The organism is Bacillus sp. FSL E2-8887 (genome assembly GCF_038007205.1).
Taxonomy (GTDB): Bacteria; Bacillota; Bacilli; order Bacillales; family Bacillaceae_G; genus Bacillus_A; species Bacillus_A mycoides.
On sequence record NZ_JBBOWS010000001.1, the window covers coordinates 2734167 to 2752419 of the forward strand.

Here is an 18253-nt window from a genome sequence, read left to right on the forward strand (position 1 = left end):
TACCGTACTTATATTTAAATTTATCAGTTTTGAAAAATCATAGTACAATTAACAATTCTGATGATTATCTCTTACCCAGTTATACTTTACTAATGGAAAAAAATTCACTCTGTTTGTTTTACATAAAAATGGTGTGATATTTTTATCACACCATTTTAAAATCATTACTTTGTATGTCTTTGAGTTTATCAGCACTTAACTTTTTATCCATTCATATAGACGAAAATTCTACATCATTAAGAAACTATTTAAAAAGTTCCCTTTTATTTGGAACAATTCCATATTTGTTAGAATACTCCCATTGCAACCTTTCCCTTTATATTCTATACTGCATCTTCAATTACAAAATACAAACACACAAAGAGGGCTGCATCAGCCCTCTTTAATCTACTATTATTTAATGCGTCGTACCCCCAATTTCCACAATATCCACCTCAACTTCCGTCGCTACCTCAATTGCCAATTCTATACCTTTACTAATCGTAGAAAGTGACATACTCGGTTGACCTGGATAATTGCTCGCTTGCTCTGGTAAGAACGGAATATGAACAAATCCGCCTTTTATTTTCTTATCATGTTTTTCTAGTTCGTGCATGAGACCATAGAATAAATGATTACAAACGAATGTACCTGCAGTTTGTGAAACTGATGACGGTATACCTTCTTCGCGAAGTTTTTTCACGATTGCTTTCATCGGAAGTGTAGACCAATACGCATTAGGTCCTTCTTCTACAACCGGCATATCCACCGGCTGATTTCCTTCATTATCAGCAATTCTTGCATCATCAATATTAATTGCTACACGCTCTATCGTAATATCTGGTCTGCCCCCAGCTTGTCCAATACATATAATTATTTCAGGCGACAACTCTTCTATATACGCTTTTAATACTCTTATTGATTTATGAAATACGGTTGGAACTTGTTTACTAATAATCTTGTACTCTCCGATTGTTTTTTCATGCAAACTTTTTGCGACTTCCCAAGCTGGATTGATACTTTCTCCCCCGAACGGATCAAATCCTGTTACTAATACTGTTTTCATAGTTTCACTCTCCTAATTAGAAACGATATACAAGGCCGTACATAATAAACATATTTATAATAAAAATGGAAAGAGCAATTGGTACTTGTGCTTTAATGACTGCATTTTTATCTTTCAATTCTAAAAGCATCGCAGGTACGATATTAAAGTTTGCTGCCATTGGAGTAAGCAGCGTTCCGCAATATCCAGCAAACATACCTAGTGCTGCCATAATTGCTGGGTTTCCTCCGTGCATTTGCACAATTAAAGGTAAGCCGATTCCACCAGTGATTACTGCAAACGCTGCGAATGCATTCCCCATTACGACTGTAAATAGCATCATTCCTAAACAATAGGCCATAACAGCAACGAATGGATACTCTGTCGGTAACACTTGTCCGACTAGATCCGAAACGACTTGTCCTACGCCAGACTTCGCGAAAATACCGCCAAGTGCTGCTAACATTTGTGGTAAAATAACTGCCCAACCGACAGCCTGTAGTAACCTACTTCCTTCTTGAACAGGCGTTGTTATTTTCGCTTTTGTAATACGCATCGCCGCAATGAATGCGAGTAATGCCCCTAACGCTAATGCAACTAATGTTACTTTATCAGGATCAACAAGTGCAACATTTCCCCATTTGATTTTTCCTAACGTTAACGTTCCGATAATTGTAAAAATAGGTATTAATATTGCAGGCATAAAAATTTTATTTTTTAATTTCTCAGCATGTTTCACACGTTCTTGTACTGGTACTTCTTTCTCCTCGGATTTTGTTACTTTATTTAATGAAGCCAAAACAACCATAACAAGCACAATACAGCCAACATAAAACGAAGGGATTACATTTCCGAATAAAAATGTAACTGCAAACAATGCCCAAAATAAACTAGAACCGAATCGGTTTGGATGCTCACGATCAAATGCAATACGAACAGCGATAAATGCAACGATTATACCTAATACATAATAAATTGTATCCATTGTTATGATGTTCATCTTATATAGCCTCCTTCTCTTGTTTTTCTTCTGCTTTCATTGTTTTCTCTATATACTTATCAAACCTTCTAAACCTGATCCAGCTCACAATAAGGGCAGATATCGCAGTTGGAATTCCCCAAAGCGCCATATCCCATACACCGACATGCATACCTACTGAATCGAAGAATCCTTTCATTAATAAAATGGCTCCAGTTGCGATGAAAATATCTTCTCCGAAAAACCAAGCTGTATTTTCCGCAGCTGCTGCATTTGCTTTAATCTTTTCTCTCAATTTTTCAGGGAGTTTACCGTATTTACCTTGCGCAGCCCCTTCTGCCATCGGCGCAACAAGCGGTCTTACCGTTTGCGCATGACCACCAATATTTAGTCCAAGTGCTGCTGATGATTCTCTTATCGTAAAATATGACATTAATACTCTTCCAGTTGTTGCTCCTTTTGATTTCGTTATAAGTGCTTCTGCTCTTTCTTTTAAACCATAACGCTCTAAAATTCCGATTACCGGTAAAGTTAATATGATTGGCATAGACATATATCTGTTTTCTATGAAAAATTTACCGAACATGCTAATTACATCATAAAAACTTAAGCCTGAAACCATACCAGTAACAATACCCGCAACCATAACTACTAACAGTGTATTTAGCCTAAATAAAAACCCAACCGCAACAAGTAAAATCCCAATTAATTTCACCAATTTTAACACTTCCTCTCATTTTTAATCCCGCTAATTAAAGTTTCACTTTATTTGGTGCGCATATAGAAATACCGTTAAGTTCGAATGTTCTGTATATTTTTTCCGCAAATTGGACTGCTTTCTCTCCGTCCCCGTGTAAACATATCGTTTGCGCTTGAACTGCTACTTTCCCCCCATTAACCGATTCTACATACCCTTCTTTCACCATTTGAAGTACTTGTTTTATTGCTTCATCTTCATTTTTTATAAGAGCATTTTCTTCTGTACGGCTCGTTAAAGTTCCATCCTGCTTATACGTACGATCGGCAAAAGCTTCTTGTACGAGAGTTATATTATATTTTTCTGTTGCCCTTATAAATGCCTCACTATTTGCTAATCCGTAAAGTAATAATCCAGGGTTAATATGATAAATTGCCTTTGCAATTGCATCCGCAATTTCCGAATCAGTTGCCGCCATATTATATAAGGCACCGTGCGGTTTTACATGTTGCATTTTCCCTCCAGCAGCTTTAACAAATCCTTCTAATGCGCCAATTTGATATAAAACATAATCGTATACTTCACTTGCTGAAACATGCATGTTCCTTCTTCCAAATCCAATTAAATCAGGAAATCCAGGGTGTGCCCCTATTGCTACATTTTGCTGCAGGGCTTTTTCAACCGTTTGCCTCATAACGGACGGATCACCAGCATGAAAACCACAAGCAACGTTTATAGAGGAAACGAACGGAAGAATTTCATCATCATTCCCCATTTTATAAGCTCCAAAACTTTCTCCTAAATCACAGTTTAAATCGATCGTAGTCACGATGTTTTCCTCCTAATCTCAGCTTCGTAAAGCGATGAATTTCTTTAATAGACTCATACTTGTTTCCTGTTCTATATACAATTGTGCAGCTTCTTCCATAGTTATTTTTTCAAAAGTTACATAGTCTCCTGGTTTCAGCTGCGCTAGAAGAGGTAAATCTACTGAAATTACATTTCCAATTCTCGGATAACCACCTGTCGTTTGTCTATCCGCCATTAATATAATAGGCCGTCCACCATTTGGTACTTGAATTGTTCCGAATGTAACTGGGCTCGATAAAATTTCTATCTCTTCAACTCTATTTAAAACATCTCCGTCAAGCCTATATCCCATGCGATCAGCATAATTGGACACTTTATACTCTTTCGAAAAAAACGACTTTATACTTTCTTCTGTAAATTGATCATATTCAAAGTCTGTTATGACGCGAAGAATAGGATGCTTCTTATATTTTGGTAAAGCATTGTTACAAATTGCCCACTTCGTTTTTATACGCTTTTCTTCTTGTAAATTTTGAATGAAACGGCTTGCAACTTCTGCCCCTGTACCAATTTGAAAATAATCTCCTTTTTTCAGCATTCTCCCTTCAATACCGCCAAGAGCAGCACGTATGTAAGTACTTTTACTTCCCATCGTATGATCAATATTTATACCGCCCGCAAAAGTCACATATGCTCTGCAACCGCTTTTCGCTTTTCCGAGGCAAAGCATGCTTCCTTCTTCAGCTAATATAGGGCGCCATAATGGAATGCGTTCTCCATTTAATAACGGTTCCATATCCGCACCGCCAATCGCAAGCAAAGTCGTTTTCTTTATTAACAATTTAGGTCCCATTATTGTAATTTCGAGTCCAGCCTCATTCTCCTCATTACCTACTAACATATTAATCATCCTGAGCGCACTTTTATCCATAGCACCGCCAACAGGTACACCGTATTGTTGATAATGAAATCGCCCTAAATCTTGGACTGTTGTAAACATTCCTGCATGCAAAACCTCTACATCCATTCTTTAGCCCCCTCAAGCGATACGTACTCTTCCTTTGTTATTGGTATAAATCGTAAATACATACCACTTTGAATATATGTTGGTGTTTCTTCTTTTGGATTAAATAGAGAAATAGGTGTTCGGCCGATAATATTCCAGCCTCCTGGTGTTTCTAGCGGATAAATACCTGTTTGATTTCCGCCAATACCTACTGAACCAGGAGCGATTTGTAACCGTGGTGTTTCTTTTCTAGGTGTTTCTAGTTCTTTTGATAATCCCCCTAAATAAGGGAAGCCAGGCGTAAAGCCTAACATATACACGAAATATGTTGTTTCACTATGTATTCGAATAACATCCTCTACTTGTAATCTTTGATAATGTGCAACCTCTTCTAAATCAGGTCCATATTCTCCCCCGTAACACACTGGTATAGAAATATGTTTCACATCTCGGTTCACTTCTTCTTTATAAGAATCACACAGCTCCCGTATATACTGGCAAACGTAATCATATGGTCTTATATTTCTATCATTTTCCTTCCATACTTCGTACAAATTGTAATAAACCGCTAATGAAGTAAACGACGGAACGCATTCAACCATTCCTGCAAACGGATGTTGCTGCAGTGCTTGAAATAGTCGGTGTACTTTTTCGTATATATCCATTCCAATTTCTTCACCAAATGTAACAATAATTGCTTGATCTCCTAACGCAGAAAATTTCATCCCACTCCCTCTTTCTATGCCAAAAAGCCGAGTTCTTTCGAAATGCGGTATGCTGTTTCTTTCACTTTCGCAGTAAAATATGAAATGTTACTTTCGCCATACTCAATTGCTAATCCCGAAATACTAATGCCGGCTACAACCGTTCCATCACTTGCAAAAATTGGTACTGCTATAGCCGCTGTATGATTTTCTAGTTCAGAATAACTAATTGTGTACCCTTCTTTTTTCGCCATATGTAATACTTCTAACAAATGCTCCTTATTCACGATTGTTCCATCTGCAAACTGCTTTAAATCCGTTTCCTCTACGTACTTTCTTTTCTCTTCCTCAGAAAAATACGATAGTAAAATTCTCGGACATGCACCCGCATACAGTGGTGCCCTTCTTCCAACCGCCGTATAAACACGTACTGGCTGAACTCCCTCCATCTTCTCAACATAAATTGCGTCATTACCATCTTGAATAATTAAATTTACTGCCTGCCCTAAACTATCCCTAAGCTCTTTCATATAAGGAATCGCAATATTTCTTACGGATAACCTTTGTGAAACAAGTTGACCAAATCGTAAAAAAACGACTCCGAGACGATACTTTCCCTTTTCTGTTTTTTGTAAAAAGTCCATTTCTTCTAACGAACCAATTAAACGATAAACAGATGTTTTCGGCATATTCGTAAGCTGAACCATCTCTGTCAAACTTAACTCCTCATGCTCATAAAACAACTCTAAAATATCCATTGTCTTAACTGCCGTTTTATTTATACTCATCTTATCTCCTTTTCGTTCCGAATTTCGGAACTTCAATTCCGTTTTTCGAAACAAACATATAATTTAAAATTATAAAATATTCTTTCAATTCTATCAATATATTTTTCACGTACATCCTCCGATAAATTTTGTCAGTCATTTAAAAAACGTAAATAATTAAATATATTTGTAAATTTTTATATCTAATTATTATTCATTTAATCTATATCGTTTATTATTTAATTTAGTAATGTACAACAAAATGTGAGGAGTGTTTCTTTTGAAAAGACTGCTAGTGATTCCTGCAATTATGCTATCTTTTTGTATAGGGGATAATGTAACATTTGCGACAAATGAAGATACTAATTTAAGCTCTCAAATTGAACAACGTCTCATAACTAACAACAACGTTGCCTTTTTTGGATCAAGCACCTATAGTTTCAATTATTTTGGAGGAGATAACTTAAACGTTCTTGTGCAAAATATAGGTGATTCTCCTTTTCGTTACACTCTATATAACGCTAAAAATTCTTGGATGATTGACGGAACTTTAAAACCTGGGGAACAAGCGATAAGCGAATTCAATATTCACTGGACTGATTGGCTTCCTGACGGTGAATATGCAATTGTTTTTAGAAATAACGATGGTTCACTTTCCAAAGTTCACATTGCTACAAAACCGTTAGATTGAAAATTTCAATAATAAAGTATGTAAGTGTAGATTTGAAATAAAGTGTTATCAATTTACATTAATAACACTGATATAGAAAAAAATATAAAGAGCATGTTTTGAACAATCTTTGTTCAAAACATGCTCTTCTAATAGCTATTCAAATTATTCTTTTTTTAAACATGATTGATTATTTGTTTCCCTCGTTCAACTAACAAGTCTATTAATTGAACGTTAATTGTTTTTCAAGATTGTTCTTTTAGCTTTTTTAATAATTCTACTAGTTGATTTTATGTCAGTATCCTTTGCCCATTCTTCACACAGGTTGATTACCCAATCCGGTTTGGTTTTACTTGCATCATTTAACCAGTTTCCAACTGAATCTTGGACATATTTTGAAGGATCTGATTTAAGTAAATTAAGAATAGGAAGTGCTTTATCAGGTTCTTGTTTTAATGTTTCAATATGTTTACTCCATACCCCCCGAGGACGAATAGATTCTACAGAGAACCTGCGAATATTCTCATCTTCACTTTTTGCCCATTCTACTAACAACTCCACACTTTTTTCTATATTTTGTGAAAGGTCTTCTCTAATAGACATCCAAGCAATTTCTCGAACACCAAAATGATGATCCGCTGCAAAAGGTCGAATGTACGTTAATTTATCTTTTAATGTGTTATTTGTTTTTTTATTCATAAACGCTGCCCAACATCGTACACTATCTGAAATATGATTAGATAATTTTAACAGTAAGTCTTCCTTTTTCCTTTCACTCTCTTCGCGTATAACTTTATCCAATAAAGTTCCTATTATTCGAATGACTTTCATTCCAGTTTCAACGTTCTGTTTTTCCAATTCAGCTACTATAAACTCCAAACTATCCTTGAGTCCTATTGAAGGTAAGAGATTTTTAAGTAGTTCAATATGATTTATAGCTAGCCATTCTGTTAGATTAACACTTTCTAATTTCCCTTGCTGTAGTAATTGTAAGACCTCTTTAGGAATTTCGTTTACTTTCTTGGCTCCTTTCCTGCTTAAGATAGCTTCTGCTTCTGCTTCTTTCACTATCATTTAATTCCCTCCTCACAATACTATTTTCAAATAAACAGAGGCCATTTTGAAAAATAATAATCAAAATGGCCTCTGTCCTTCTTAAATGAACATTCAGTTTCACAAAAAAATTTGATTCAAACGCACTTGGATTTCTTTAATCAAAAAGAATAAAACGGTGCAACTTTTTTATAAACAGTACGACTTTATTTCAAATCGACAGGAAGAATATTTCTCCCATACTTGCTTTATAACGCTCTTACTTGTTTCAATGGCCAGAAAACAGCTTGTCCTTTTCCGACAATTTCATCTTCTGAAATAAATCCAAACATACGACCGTCTTTAGATACTTCACGATTATCTCCTAAAACAAACACTTGACCCTCTGGCACTTTCGTTTTCCCTGTGATTTGTTCTAACGTAAAATCAGGAGTTAATACACGACCAGACGCCTTTTCTTTAAATTCTTTTAAATACGGTTCTTCCATTGCTTTTCCGTTTACATATAAAACATCATCTTTATACTCAACTGTATCACCCGGTAAACCAATTACTCGTTTTACTAAATCGTACCCTTCTTTTCCGTGGAAGACGATAACGTCAAAACGGTCTAATCCACTTATACTATAACCAATCTTATTCACGAGAACTCGTTCGTTATTTTCTAAAGTGGGCATCATCGATTCCCCTTGTACTAATGAAGGTGTAAATAAAACACCGCGAATAATAGCGATTAATACAAGGGTAAATCCTATCGTTTTAGCCCATGAGAATAATTCTTTCTTCGTATTTTCCTTCATCGTTTCTCCTCTTTCTTAAGTGTTTATTTTATTATTTGAACTAATTCTTGTACTAAATTAGAATCAATTTCAGAAAAACATGATTTCCCTTCTCTTACCGCTGTACCGACATGAGCTTGAGAAATTCCAGTTTCATCTAGCAATTGCTTTACATTCTCTTTCGTTACTCCACTTCCGACAACAAGCTGTATATTCCCTTCACTTTCCTTTTGCATTGCTGCAAGAACCGGAATATTATCTACTACATTTCCTTGTCCGCCTGAAGTTAAAACGTGAGTAACTTTATTGAATTTCTTCAAAACTTTCATCGCTTCTACTGGATTTTCTGTATCATCTATCGCACGGTGATACGTTACATTTATTCCATCTACAACAGATAATAAATCTACTAATTTCTCTTCATCAACTTCATTTTGTTCATTTAACACACCTAATACAACACCAGCAGCTCCAAGATTTTGAGCAACTACAATATCTTCTTTCATCATTTCAATTTCTTCTTCCGTATATGTAAAAGACTTCGCATGCGGACGAATCATAACATGAACTGGTATTTGCACTGCTTCTACTGCTTTTTTTATAAAAGCATAGCTCGGTGTTAAACCACCTTCTGTATATGATGAAATGAGTTCAATTCGATTTCCACCAGCCTTTTCAATTCGCTTCATATCTTCTAAACAAGTTGCAATAACCTCTAGCATGAGATAACCTCTTTTCGTACTTTTTTCTTATTATACAGTAGGTGAAATAAGAAACATAGCATTCCACTATAAAACTATAAAAAGAAGAATGAAAAGAAAGATTTATTGAATTGATAATAAATATCATATATGTTATGTTTCCCTTAAAATTATACATTCTTATATCCTTACAAAAGGAAAGAAACATATGATTCTTACAAAAAACGGTTCGTTATCTCTAGTTCATTTATTGTAATTGCATCACTTTGCGCGATTACTTTATTAACAAAACAAAATACAAAACTAGATTCCTCAACTTCAAGTATAGAAACAGAAACGATTACCCTTTCATCAAGCAATAAAGAAGAAACTCAAACCTTTCGTTCATCTTCATTTAATAACTCAACTGTATTCAGAGGCGATACTGGTACAGGCTTTGACTTTAGTGGCCAAGGTGACTTACATATTACAATTAAAAATACTAGTACAAACAGTTTTACCTATTCAATTAAATTCAAAGAAGATCGTTTAGTCAAACACACGTTACAGCCAAATGAAAGTGAATCCTTTCCTTTACGTTCACTCATCGCCAATCCTTTACCAGGTGAGTATTCATTATTTGCACATAATCAAGACGGTTCTGAAAGTAGTATGAATCTTGAAGTGCAGCCACAATAGAACAAAATAAAAAGGCTATCCTCTTATCAAAAGAATAGCCTTTTTATTTTGTAAAACGAGAATTCCCTCTTCTTTGAACAATGACATAATACATGGAATTATATCAACGATTCAACATAGAATACCGATTCACCGACAACGAAAAGCCTGTTCCTGAACGGAACAGACTTTATATTTCTTCATTACGACCGAAACGCCGCATCCGCCAGCATAGACAGTGTTGCATCATCCATCGGCGGATTGTGTAGTCCTGCTCTTACGTTTAAATAATAACGATGAAGCGGATTTTTTTCTGATAAACTTTTCGCCCCGACAATACGCATTGCTTTATCTACAATAGATATCGCCGCATTTGTTACCGCGTATTTCACTGCCGCAAGTTCGGCTTGCAATGATAATTTATCTTCTGCCTCATCGTATTTTTTCGCAATTTGATATAAAAAGACACGAGCTTGCATAAGCTCAAGTTCTAATTCTCCAACTAACCTTCTAACATTCGGTAATAAACTTATAGAATGATTTAAACTGTTTGGCTTGTATGATACCGCAAACTGAACTGCATAATTTCTTGCTGATTGTGCAATTCCTAAATAACATGCTGGTATATGTAGCAACCAGCCAATACCCTTAGCTTTAACTTTTGGACCCTTTATATCAGTGAAAAAGCGATCTGGTATCTCTACATTTTGTAAAACGAGATCATGGCTCGCAGTTCCTCGCATTGCGATGCTATCCCACGTTTCTTCAATTGTCACGCCTTGCGTATTCTTTGGAATGACAAACTCTCCGATATCTTCCTGGCCTTCAATACTTGCTGAAATGATAAAATAATCAAGTACTGGTGCCATTGTCGTAAACGTTTTTCTTCCATTTATAATCCACTTCTCACCTTTTTTGACAGCTAACGTCTCTGGTTTCCCGCCGCGAGTAGGACTACCTGTATTCGGCTCTGTCGCTGCTCGATTAAAAAGCGCACCATTACGTACTTCTTCACAAAACCAAGTGAACATTTCCTCATTCCAAGAACGATTTTCAGCTAATTCCTTTACAATGCCAAGGTGCCATCCAATCGATAATGCGGTAGCACCGCAGCCTTCTGCTATTTTCTCTTGAAATAAAACGAAGTCATATAAAGAAATCGCATTGCCTCCCAATTCTTTTGGCAACGTTAATTTCGTATATCCGATATCTTTCAAATTATTAATATTTTCATACGGAAATGATTCTAATTCACTTAGTTGATGCTCCCTTTCCATGAACTTCGGAATCAATTTATTTATTTGTTCAATAACTAAAGATTGTTCTTCTGTTTCAACAAATGAGAGTGCCATACATAATCTCCTTTATGTCCGATTCATAAACCGTTCATTTTGTCATTATGATTATATGAAGTTACTTCTCTATTGTTTCACTATTCCGATAAAAATACAATGCTTTTGAACAATAAGAAAAGTTCCTATAAAAAAGATAGGTTCTTTTCTTATATTAATCCCCTTTCAATGCCTTTAATGGCAAAGAGGTTACATATCCAATATACGAGCATAATTCTTTAAAAAAGAAAGGGATTTCTGTATCTAACGTTTTATACGCTGACGTTGGAGTTGGTGATGCATACGCTTCAATTTTAATATGTTTTGCAATTTTCATTGCACGTTTCATATGAAGTGGATCACTCACAATCGTATATGTGCGTATTCCGTTCTCTATTCCAACTTGCTTTGCATTCTTTAAATTGTCCTCTGTGAAAAGGGATTTTGTTTCAATTAGAATATCCTCTTCTTTCACACCATGTTTCAGTGCATACACTCTAGCAGTACGCGCTTCCTCAAGCTCTGCCTCAAACTTTGTACCACCTGTGAAAATAATCTTTTTAATATTACCGTTCTTATATAAGGAAATTGCATGATTAATTCTTTCTTTAAATACAGGAGATGGTTTTCCGTTCCATGAAGCTGCTCCCAGCACGATACCAGCATCTGTCTTCACACCATCATCTGTTTTAAAGCGATAACTCCAAATATCGTAAGCTGCATAACTTACATATAAAATAATAGAACAAATCATAAGCAAGAATACTTGCAAGATTCTTCTTTTCTTACTTTTCTTATTTTCTTTCATTTATAACTGCCTCCGTACATCATCCATACTTCTATATAAAAACGTATATATCAAATCATTTTGTTTGAATTTGTTTAAAAGAAGGAATTTTTCTTATCATATATATGCATTAAAGGGTTTTCATTTAAAATTGAGGATTATCAATTCATTTTTCGTTTGCGGTTTTCATTACATTTGTGTAATTTATAAGTTTATTACCATACAACTACATTGTAACGAATTTTTTATCATAATGGAATGATGAAACAAAAGAAGTAACTATTTTGTAAGAAAAAAGGTATATTTTTCATCTTGACGATCAATACACCTTTCTTAATATGAATTATCGTTTTTCTTTATATGACTCTAATTTTTCTAATAACCTTTCCTTTACAGCTGGCCATTCATTTGCAATTACACTGTATACAACTGCATCTCTAACATGCCCACTCGGTAATTTTCTTTCGTTTCTAAGTACACCCTCTTTTACTGCGCCGAGTCTTTCAATTGCTCTTTGTGCTTTTTCATTTCGTGCATCCGTCTTAATTTGTACCCTCCGCATATGCAACTTTTCAAAAGCATATTGTAATAACATGTACTTACATTCCGTATTCATACTCGTACGTTGCACACTCGGGTCATACCACGTTTTCCCTAATTCCACCGTCTTATCTTCAACTGAAATGTTATATAAGCGTGTACTCCCTACTATTTCATTTGTCTTTTGATCAACAACAACAAATGGCAAATCCTTCCCTGCCCCATAAGCTTTTATCGCCTTTTGAACATATTGCTGCATATCTTGAACAGTATCCATTTTAGAGATTAAATACGCCCAAATATCTCGATTTCCTTCCACGATTGAAAACATTTTTTCGACATCATTGCTATCCATTAACCGTAACTTTGCTCTTTCGTGAATAATTTCCATTTGTAAGCCCCCTTTGTTGTAACTATATCATACTCTTTTACCGTTATATCGTTATATAAGAACGTGAAATTATTTTTATATCAAGGAATAAAATATATCTTTAAAATAAAAAGTGCGATGCCTTTTATTCAAGCATCGCACTCATAAATTGAATTGAAATTTACTTCTTTTCCATTACTGCAAAATAATTATTTTCGCTATCTGCAAAATTAAATATTCTACCTGAAGGCATATTTACAATTTCTCCGACTGTAACGTTTTTGTTTACTAAACCGCTATATAAACGATCGAATTCTTTTGAGAAGAACATTAAAGAAGGTGTGCCAAGATTTAACTCCGGCTGCATTTTAGCAATTAGCTCCTTATTATGGAGAATAATACTTGTTTCAGCTTCTTTAGTTGGAGCAATTTCAATCCATCGCATTCCTTGACCGTTATCTTCCTCTGAAATTACAATAAATCCTACTTTTTCTGTCCAGAATTCCTTCACTTCATCTTGGTTATTTACATACAACATGATTTGACCAACATTATTAATCATTTATTTTAACGCTCCTTTATAAACAATTTTTATTAAACTCCATACACTTACACCTAATTATCACCGAAAATAAAGTTGCGGTGCAAAAATCTATTTCAGCGACTCCAATCGCTCATTCAAACGATCCCAAGTTTCGGTGATACCTTGTAGCATGCCCATGTCCATAACGGTCTTAAGGGCTTCTTCGGAAACATATTCAGCACGGTTTATTAGCTTTGTCTTTCCACCTAAATCGATGAATTCCAATGTCATCTCGGTTGACGGCATAGAATCATTTACATTGCCTTCAGCATCTGAAAAGTAATCAGTGTAGACGATTTTCTCTGGCTCAATAATCTCTTTATAGACTGCTTTTCCCCATGATTCCATACCAAAAAATTGCTCCAAGTTCTGATTGACACACTTCATACAGTAGTGCCAAACGCCTCCCGGACGGAAGTCGACAGTGCATGCTGGAATTTCCCAACCTCTTGGTCCCCACCAATGTTTCAAATGCTCTGGTTCTTTAAACATACTGAATACTAAATCGCGCGGCGCATCGAAAACGCGCTCCAGTACTAATACCCGATCGTTCTCTACTCTCGATACCATTGTATTATTTGACATGTTAATTCCTCCTTAAATATGAACTAATTTTATAACTTTTCCTTTTTTTGCAATTCCTTCAAATACTCATCTAAATTATCGAATCTCTCTTCCATCACACGCTTAAATGACTGCACCCAACAATCAAGTGCTTGGAAAGGCTCAGGTCGGAGCTTGTAAATCCGGCGATTAGCTTCAGCCTGCACTTCCACAATCCCTGTATCGCTTAACACTTTTAAATGTTTTGAAGTTTGTGGTTGCCTTAATCCCAAATGTTCGGCGATTTCTCCAACGGTTAAGGGACCGTCACGCAAGAGTTCAACGATATTCATACGATTCGGTTCAGATAAAGCACTCAACGTCGTCATATTCACGCCCGGAATTTCCCCCGACATATCACTCACCTCGTTAAGTGATGGTCTCCGGTTATAACACATCAATATCATCACTAATATTATTTTCCTGTTGAATCGATTATAACCAAAGAGGAATATTCCCATCAAGGAATATTCGAAAACTAAAGTAATACCACATCGTTACTTAATAATAAGAATGGATTAAAAACATTTCACAAACCTATGTTTTACGATAAAGTGATGCTTTAGTCAGTGGGTTTTGGAACGATTTTCGCGAAGGCTTTGTTTTTATCTGGTCCAAGAAAGCTTTAACACTTTTAATACTATTTAACGCTACATGTTTAAAGCAACAAATAAGCAATCGGCGTAATAATAAGCAACGTTAAAATCGTTCTTTGCACATATAGAATAATAAGCTCAGATACTTTTAACGGAATATCTGTTGATAATATACAAGGAATTGAAGCGGAGAAAAACAAAATAGATGATACCGAAACAACCGCAATAACAAACTTTGTCACGAGTGGTGCACTTACAACTAAAAGAGAAGGTAAAAACATTTCTGCAATACCAACTGATGCTGCTTTTGCAGCTAGTTCCGCTTCTGGAAGCTGCAGTAACCATGTAAATGGATAGAAAATATAACTAATCCAATCAAATATTGGCGTAAACTTTGCTAAGACGATACCAATTAATCCTACTGACATAATAGATGGTAAAATCCCCATCGTCATTATAAATCCATCTTTTAAATTCACTGCGATATTTTTCATAATACTTGGCGCAGATTTCGATACTTCTAATGCATCTTCCCAAGCTCGCTCTAACATTTTCTCTTTATAAACGGGCTCTGGGAACCCTTCTTTCGTAATATATGTATCTGGTTTTCTACTAAGAGGCGGGATTCTTACGGTGATAGCGGTCACGATGAATGTTACAACAAGAGTAGTCCAAAAATAAACATTCCATAAATGCATAATGTCTAATGTTTTTGCGATGATGATCATAAATGTTGCAGATACTGTAGAAAAACCTGTAGCGATAATTGCTGCTTCTTTCGTCGTATACTTTCCTTCTTTGTAAACACGGTTCGTAATTAATAAGGCTAACGAATAGCTTCCTACAAAGGAAGCAACCGCATCAATTGCTGATCGCCCAGGTGTTTTCCATAACGGTCTCATAATTGGACGACAAAACGTGCCGATAAACTCAAGCAATCCGTACCCGACTAATAACGCTAAAAATGCTGAGCCAATTGGAACGAGTAAACTTACTGATATAACTAACTTCTCATACAAAAACGGTCCAACATCTGGCACAAAGAACCATGCTGGTCCTACTTTCAAACAATATAATACGCCGAAAACAACACCTACTACTTTTAAAATAGAAAAACAAATGTCTACGATAGATGCATTCCACTTCTTCGTATAAAATGGATAAATCGCACCAATTATCATTACAAGCAGTGCATAATAAGGTACTACCGAAGGAACCGTAGCTCTTATCCACGATACGATATGATCAATCATAATTGACGAAGCACCGTTTATCGTAACTGGTACGAAAAACATAAACACACCAACTAGACTAGCAAGTATAAACCGAAGTATAATCCCCTTCTCTCGCCCTGTCTTAATTACATTACTTTTTAATTCAATTTCACTCAAAATTAGACACCTCCCGTTATCTAAATATTCTGTATAATAACGTCAGATCCCTTCTTTTAATTCTGAATATTTAATCATGTAAAAAAGCCTATTTTGAAATATACAATCAAAATAAGCTTTTTCTATTACCTCTTATAATCATCCACAATTACTTGAATGACACGATAAGATTCTTCTGCCACTATCTTATTACTAGTCTTATTCGCATCATATGTAATTAACGCCTTCCAAAGTGCCCATCCTCTCGCCCTATTCCACGTTTCTTCATCTATGCGCAATACTTCTTTAAATACGTTTCTACTATTCTTATCAAAAAACGTCCATGCCATCGCTGCATCACAAGCAGGATCTCCTACTCCTAAAATACCAAAATCAATTACGGCACAAAGCTTTCCCTCTTTAACAAGTAAGTTCCCTGGCGCTACATCTCCATGAACCCAAACTGGTTCACGCTCCCACGTTGACTGAAGTGCTAAATCCCAAAGATGCTTAAATAATGTCTCATCAAAAACATCCTTATTATTTTCAATAGCCACTCTCGCTTCTTCATCGTATACAGATATAAGCCCGCCTCGGTAAAAATTATGTTCTCCAGCTATTGGCCCGTTACTCGCATTAATTGATTGTAACTCTATTAAAAACGAGCCTAAGTCCGCCGCAAATTCATCTAAGTCACGAACATTTTCTTTCGTGACTGTCTCTCCCTCGATCCACTTATTAATAGACCAAGGCCACGGATACTCTTCAGTCGGATTCCCTTTCGCAATTGGTGCAGAAATTTGTAAAGAAAGTCCCTTACTTAATATAGGTAACCAAGTGTTTTCTTTCTCTACTTGCGGTGCATATGCTACATCACTTGGTAATCTGACACTCATCTCGTCCCCTAAATGAAACGTTCTATTATCATGTCCGCTAAATTTTACCCGTTTCACTTCTAAGTGCGCCCATTCTGGAAATTGTGCCCCTATTAACCTTTTAACTAAATCAGCATTAATATGATTCATTTACTTCCCCCTTTATATACCTATCACGCGGATAAACGCGTTCTACCGTCATTTTCGTCTGTAACGTATTCAACATAATAACCTTGATTCTGTGCATTTTCATACAACGATTTGATTGCTTTTTGGTCTTTAGCGTAAACTGTGACGTATGTACAATCCGCAACTAGTAAAACTAATTCACACTTACTCTCTTTAAATTCTTCATATGTTTCAATATCTACTACTTCCTCTCCTTTTGGATACGCTTTTAAATCTGCAAAAATAACATAATATATATTGTCTTTAAATAATCTTTTCAAATCTGATCCTTCCACTATACTTGGTTCTTCTGGAAATAATGCCTCATCCAATCCACCACGTGCTACTAAGTATGACTCCTCACTCCCCACCCACCAATCAAATGAAGAAATATCAATCGGCTTTAACACTTTCCAAAGTAAATTATCATTTTCATTTGGAATATCTACTGTAATTCCTCTTTCATTTGTTTGCTCCTAGCTTATTTATTTTCGTTTTCATTCCATACATTATATACCTAATTCAACTACTATATTTTGTCGATACCTATGTAACTTGTATTTCACCGCGAAAAAACCGTCCCACTACTTATGAAACGGTTTCTTTCTACTTATATTCAAGTTTTTCATTCAATTATTGCACTGCGTTTTAAAATAATTTCTAATATGTTCAGCACATCAGCCATTCATTTTTAACACTCACTTCGACTTCACAAAATAATATAAAAACCACACCGCATGATTTTGTTCATCTGCAGCTATTCTGCGCAATAACTCTTTCATAGATGCATCTGCTGCTTCATCTGAAATTTCCAAGTAAAAATCTACGGTCTTTTGCTCATCTTGTATAGCGAACTCTAATCCCTGTAAGTACGTATTAGGGCAATTTTCCGTAATCTGTGGTTTCGGCTGTCTGCCAGTTAAATTCGTATAGATTTGTACAAAATGATGAAAATGCCTTATTTCATCATTACGGATTTCAAGAATTTGTTTTTGTTCTACTTGATTTGGAGCCATGTTAGCTAATTTTGCATAGCAGCTTATAGCGCTATACTCTCCGTTTATAGCTTTTTCAATATCACTAATTAGCTTATCATTCTGTCTATACCAATCATCATAATTCGAATTATACATCGTATCCCCTCCATTATTTCGCATAACATTTTATGCATTTCGAAATAGTA

General features: G+C 35.5%; 21 protein-coding genes and 1 pseudogene. 2 read left to right on the top strand and 20 right to left on the bottom strand.

Annotated elements, in window-relative coordinates:
- Positions 1-397 precede the first annotated feature (397 nt).
- From pcp to NSQ08_RS13840, 7 genes are read right to left on the bottom strand one after another with little or no spacing between them, the layout of a single operon-like run.
- Positions 398-1045 carry a pyroglutamyl-peptidase I gene (gene pcp, locus NSQ08_RS13810; protein WP_340775882.1) on the bottom strand — a complete coding sequence of 216 codons (648 nt, stop codon included), beginning with the start codon at positions 1043-1045 and terminating at the stop codon, positions 398-400.
- Between the two features lie 16 nt (positions 1046-1061).
- On the bottom strand, positions 1062-2024 hold the full coding sequence (locus NSQ08_RS13815) for a DUF979 domain-containing protein (RefSeq protein ID WP_033709246.1): 963 nt from the start codon (positions 2022-2024) through the stop codon (positions 1062-1064).
- 1 nt (position 2025) lies between these two features.
- Complete coding sequence (locus NSQ08_RS13820; RefSeq protein WP_002142352.1) at positions 2026-2721, bottom strand: DUF969 domain-containing protein; 696 nt, start codon at positions 2719-2721, stop codon at positions 2026-2028.
- A 34-nt stretch (positions 2722-2755) separates the two neighbouring features.
- Complete coding sequence (gene pxpA, locus NSQ08_RS13825) at positions 2756-3529, bottom strand: 5-oxoprolinase subunit PxpA (protein ID WP_002033004.1); 774 nt, start codon at positions 3527-3529, stop codon at positions 2756-2758.
- An 18-nt stretch (positions 3530-3547) separates the two neighbouring features.
- The gene (locus tag NSQ08_RS13830) at positions 3548-4537 is read right to left on the bottom strand and encodes a 5-oxoprolinase subunit C family protein (RefSeq protein ID WP_340775892.1); all 990 of its coding nucleotides are present in this window, start codon (positions 4535-4537) and stop codon (positions 3548-3550) included.
- Positions 4528-5241 (bottom strand): 5-oxoprolinase subunit PxpB, encoded by a 714-nt coding sequence (gene pxpB, locus NSQ08_RS13835; RefSeq protein WP_340775895.1) that lies wholly within the window; start codon positions 5239-5241, stop codon positions 4528-4530. The genes NSQ08_RS13830 and pxpB overlap by 10 nt, the downstream gene beginning before the upstream one ends.
- Before the next feature lie 14 nt (positions 5242-5255).
- On the bottom strand, positions 5256-6008 hold the full coding sequence (locus NSQ08_RS13840; protein WP_340775898.1) for an IclR family transcriptional regulator: 753 nt from the start codon (positions 6006-6008) through the stop codon (positions 5256-5258).
- A 259-nt stretch (positions 6009-6267) separates the two neighbouring features.
- Here NSQ08_RS13840 and NSQ08_RS13845 point away from each other — a divergent pair, with 259 nt between their 5' ends.
- Positions 6268-6678 carry a hypothetical protein gene (locus tag NSQ08_RS13845; protein ID WP_061675625.1) on the top strand — a complete coding sequence of 137 codons (411 nt, stop codon included), beginning with the start codon at positions 6268-6270 and terminating at the stop codon, positions 6676-6678.
- Between the two features lie 213 nt (positions 6679-6891).
- Here the strand turns inward: NSQ08_RS13845 and NSQ08_RS13850 are convergent, their stop codons facing one another.
- The 3 genes from NSQ08_RS13850 to NSQ08_RS13860 all read right to left on the bottom strand — a co-directional run bounded on the left by NSQ08_RS13850 (position 6892) and on the right by NSQ08_RS13860 (position 9211).
- A complete protein-coding gene (locus NSQ08_RS13850; RefSeq protein WP_340775903.1) occupies positions 6892-7731 on the bottom strand; it encodes a DNA alkylation repair protein in 840 nt (279 codons plus the stop codon).
- Positions 7732-7958: 227 nt separating this feature from the next.
- Positions 7959-8510 carry a signal peptidase I gene (lepB, locus tag NSQ08_RS13855; protein WP_002013664.1) on the bottom strand — a complete coding sequence of 184 codons (552 nt, stop codon included), beginning with the start codon at positions 8508-8510 and terminating at the stop codon, positions 7959-7961.
- 23 nt (positions 8511-8533) lie between these two features.
- Positions 8534-9211, bottom strand: a complete 678-nt coding sequence (locus tag NSQ08_RS13860) for a copper homeostasis protein CutC (RefSeq protein WP_340775908.1) — start codon at positions 9209-9211, stop codon at positions 8534-8536.
- Positions 9212-9398: 187 nt separating this feature from the next.
- Between NSQ08_RS13860 and NSQ08_RS13865 the strand changes: the two are divergent.
- Positions 9399-9868 (top strand): annotated as a pseudogene (locus NSQ08_RS13865) (hypothetical protein).
- 182 nt (positions 9869-10050) lie between these two features.
- Here the strand turns inward: NSQ08_RS13865 and NSQ08_RS13870 are convergent.
- The 10 genes from NSQ08_RS13870 to NSQ08_RS13915 all read right to left on the bottom strand — a co-directional run bounded on the left by NSQ08_RS13870 (position 10051) and on the right by NSQ08_RS13915 (position 18203).
- The gene (locus tag NSQ08_RS13870; protein ID WP_340775911.1) at positions 10051-11199 is read right to left on the bottom strand and encodes an acyl-CoA dehydrogenase family protein; all 1149 of its coding nucleotides are present in this window, start codon (positions 11197-11199) and stop codon (positions 10051-10053) included.
- Positions 11200-11353: 154 nt separating this feature from the next.
- Entirely contained in the window at positions 11354-11986 is a 633-nt protein-coding gene (locus NSQ08_RS13875) for a YdcF family protein (protein ID WP_002033016.1), read from the bottom strand.
- A gap of 322 nt (positions 11987-12308) precedes the next feature.
- A complete protein-coding gene (locus NSQ08_RS13880; protein ID WP_002185500.1) occupies positions 12309-12896 on the bottom strand; it encodes a GNAT family N-acetyltransferase in 588 nt (195 codons plus the stop codon).
- A gap of 160 nt (positions 12897-13056) precedes the next feature.
- The gene (locus NSQ08_RS13885) at positions 13057-13437 is read right to left on the bottom strand and encodes a VOC family protein (protein ID WP_193653736.1); all 381 of its coding nucleotides are present in this window, start codon (positions 13435-13437) and stop codon (positions 13057-13059) included.
- 90 nt (positions 13438-13527) lie between these two features.
- Positions 13528-14043, bottom strand: coding sequence for an SRPBCC domain-containing protein (locus NSQ08_RS13890; protein WP_002013656.1), 516 nt, complete (start codon positions 14041-14043; stop codon positions 13528-13530).
- A gap of 29 nt (positions 14044-14072) precedes the next feature.
- Positions 14073-14417 (bottom strand): ArsR/SmtB family transcription factor, encoded by a 345-nt coding sequence (locus NSQ08_RS13895; RefSeq protein ID WP_340775918.1) that lies wholly within the window; start codon positions 14415-14417, stop codon positions 14073-14075.
- Between the two features lie 302 nt (positions 14418-14719).
- A complete protein-coding gene (locus NSQ08_RS13900) occupies positions 14720-16048 on the bottom strand; it encodes a YjiH family protein (RefSeq protein ID WP_340775921.1) in 1329 nt (442 codons plus the stop codon).
- A gap of 125 nt (positions 16049-16173) precedes the next feature.
- Entirely contained in the window at positions 16174-17052 is an 879-nt protein-coding gene (locus tag NSQ08_RS13905) for an aminoglycoside phosphotransferase family protein (protein WP_340775923.1), read from the bottom strand.
- Positions 17053-17075: 23 nt separating this feature from the next.
- On the bottom strand, positions 17076-17525 hold the full coding sequence (locus tag NSQ08_RS13910) for a DUF2691 family protein (RefSeq protein ID WP_113770530.1): 450 nt from the start codon (positions 17523-17525) through the stop codon (positions 17076-17078).
- 243 nt (positions 17526-17768) lie between these two features.
- Positions 17769-18203, bottom strand: a complete 435-nt coding sequence (locus NSQ08_RS13915) for a ferritin-like domain-containing protein (RefSeq protein WP_002142369.1) — start codon at positions 18201-18203, stop codon at positions 17769-17771.
- Positions 18204-18253: the final 50 nt, after the last annotated feature.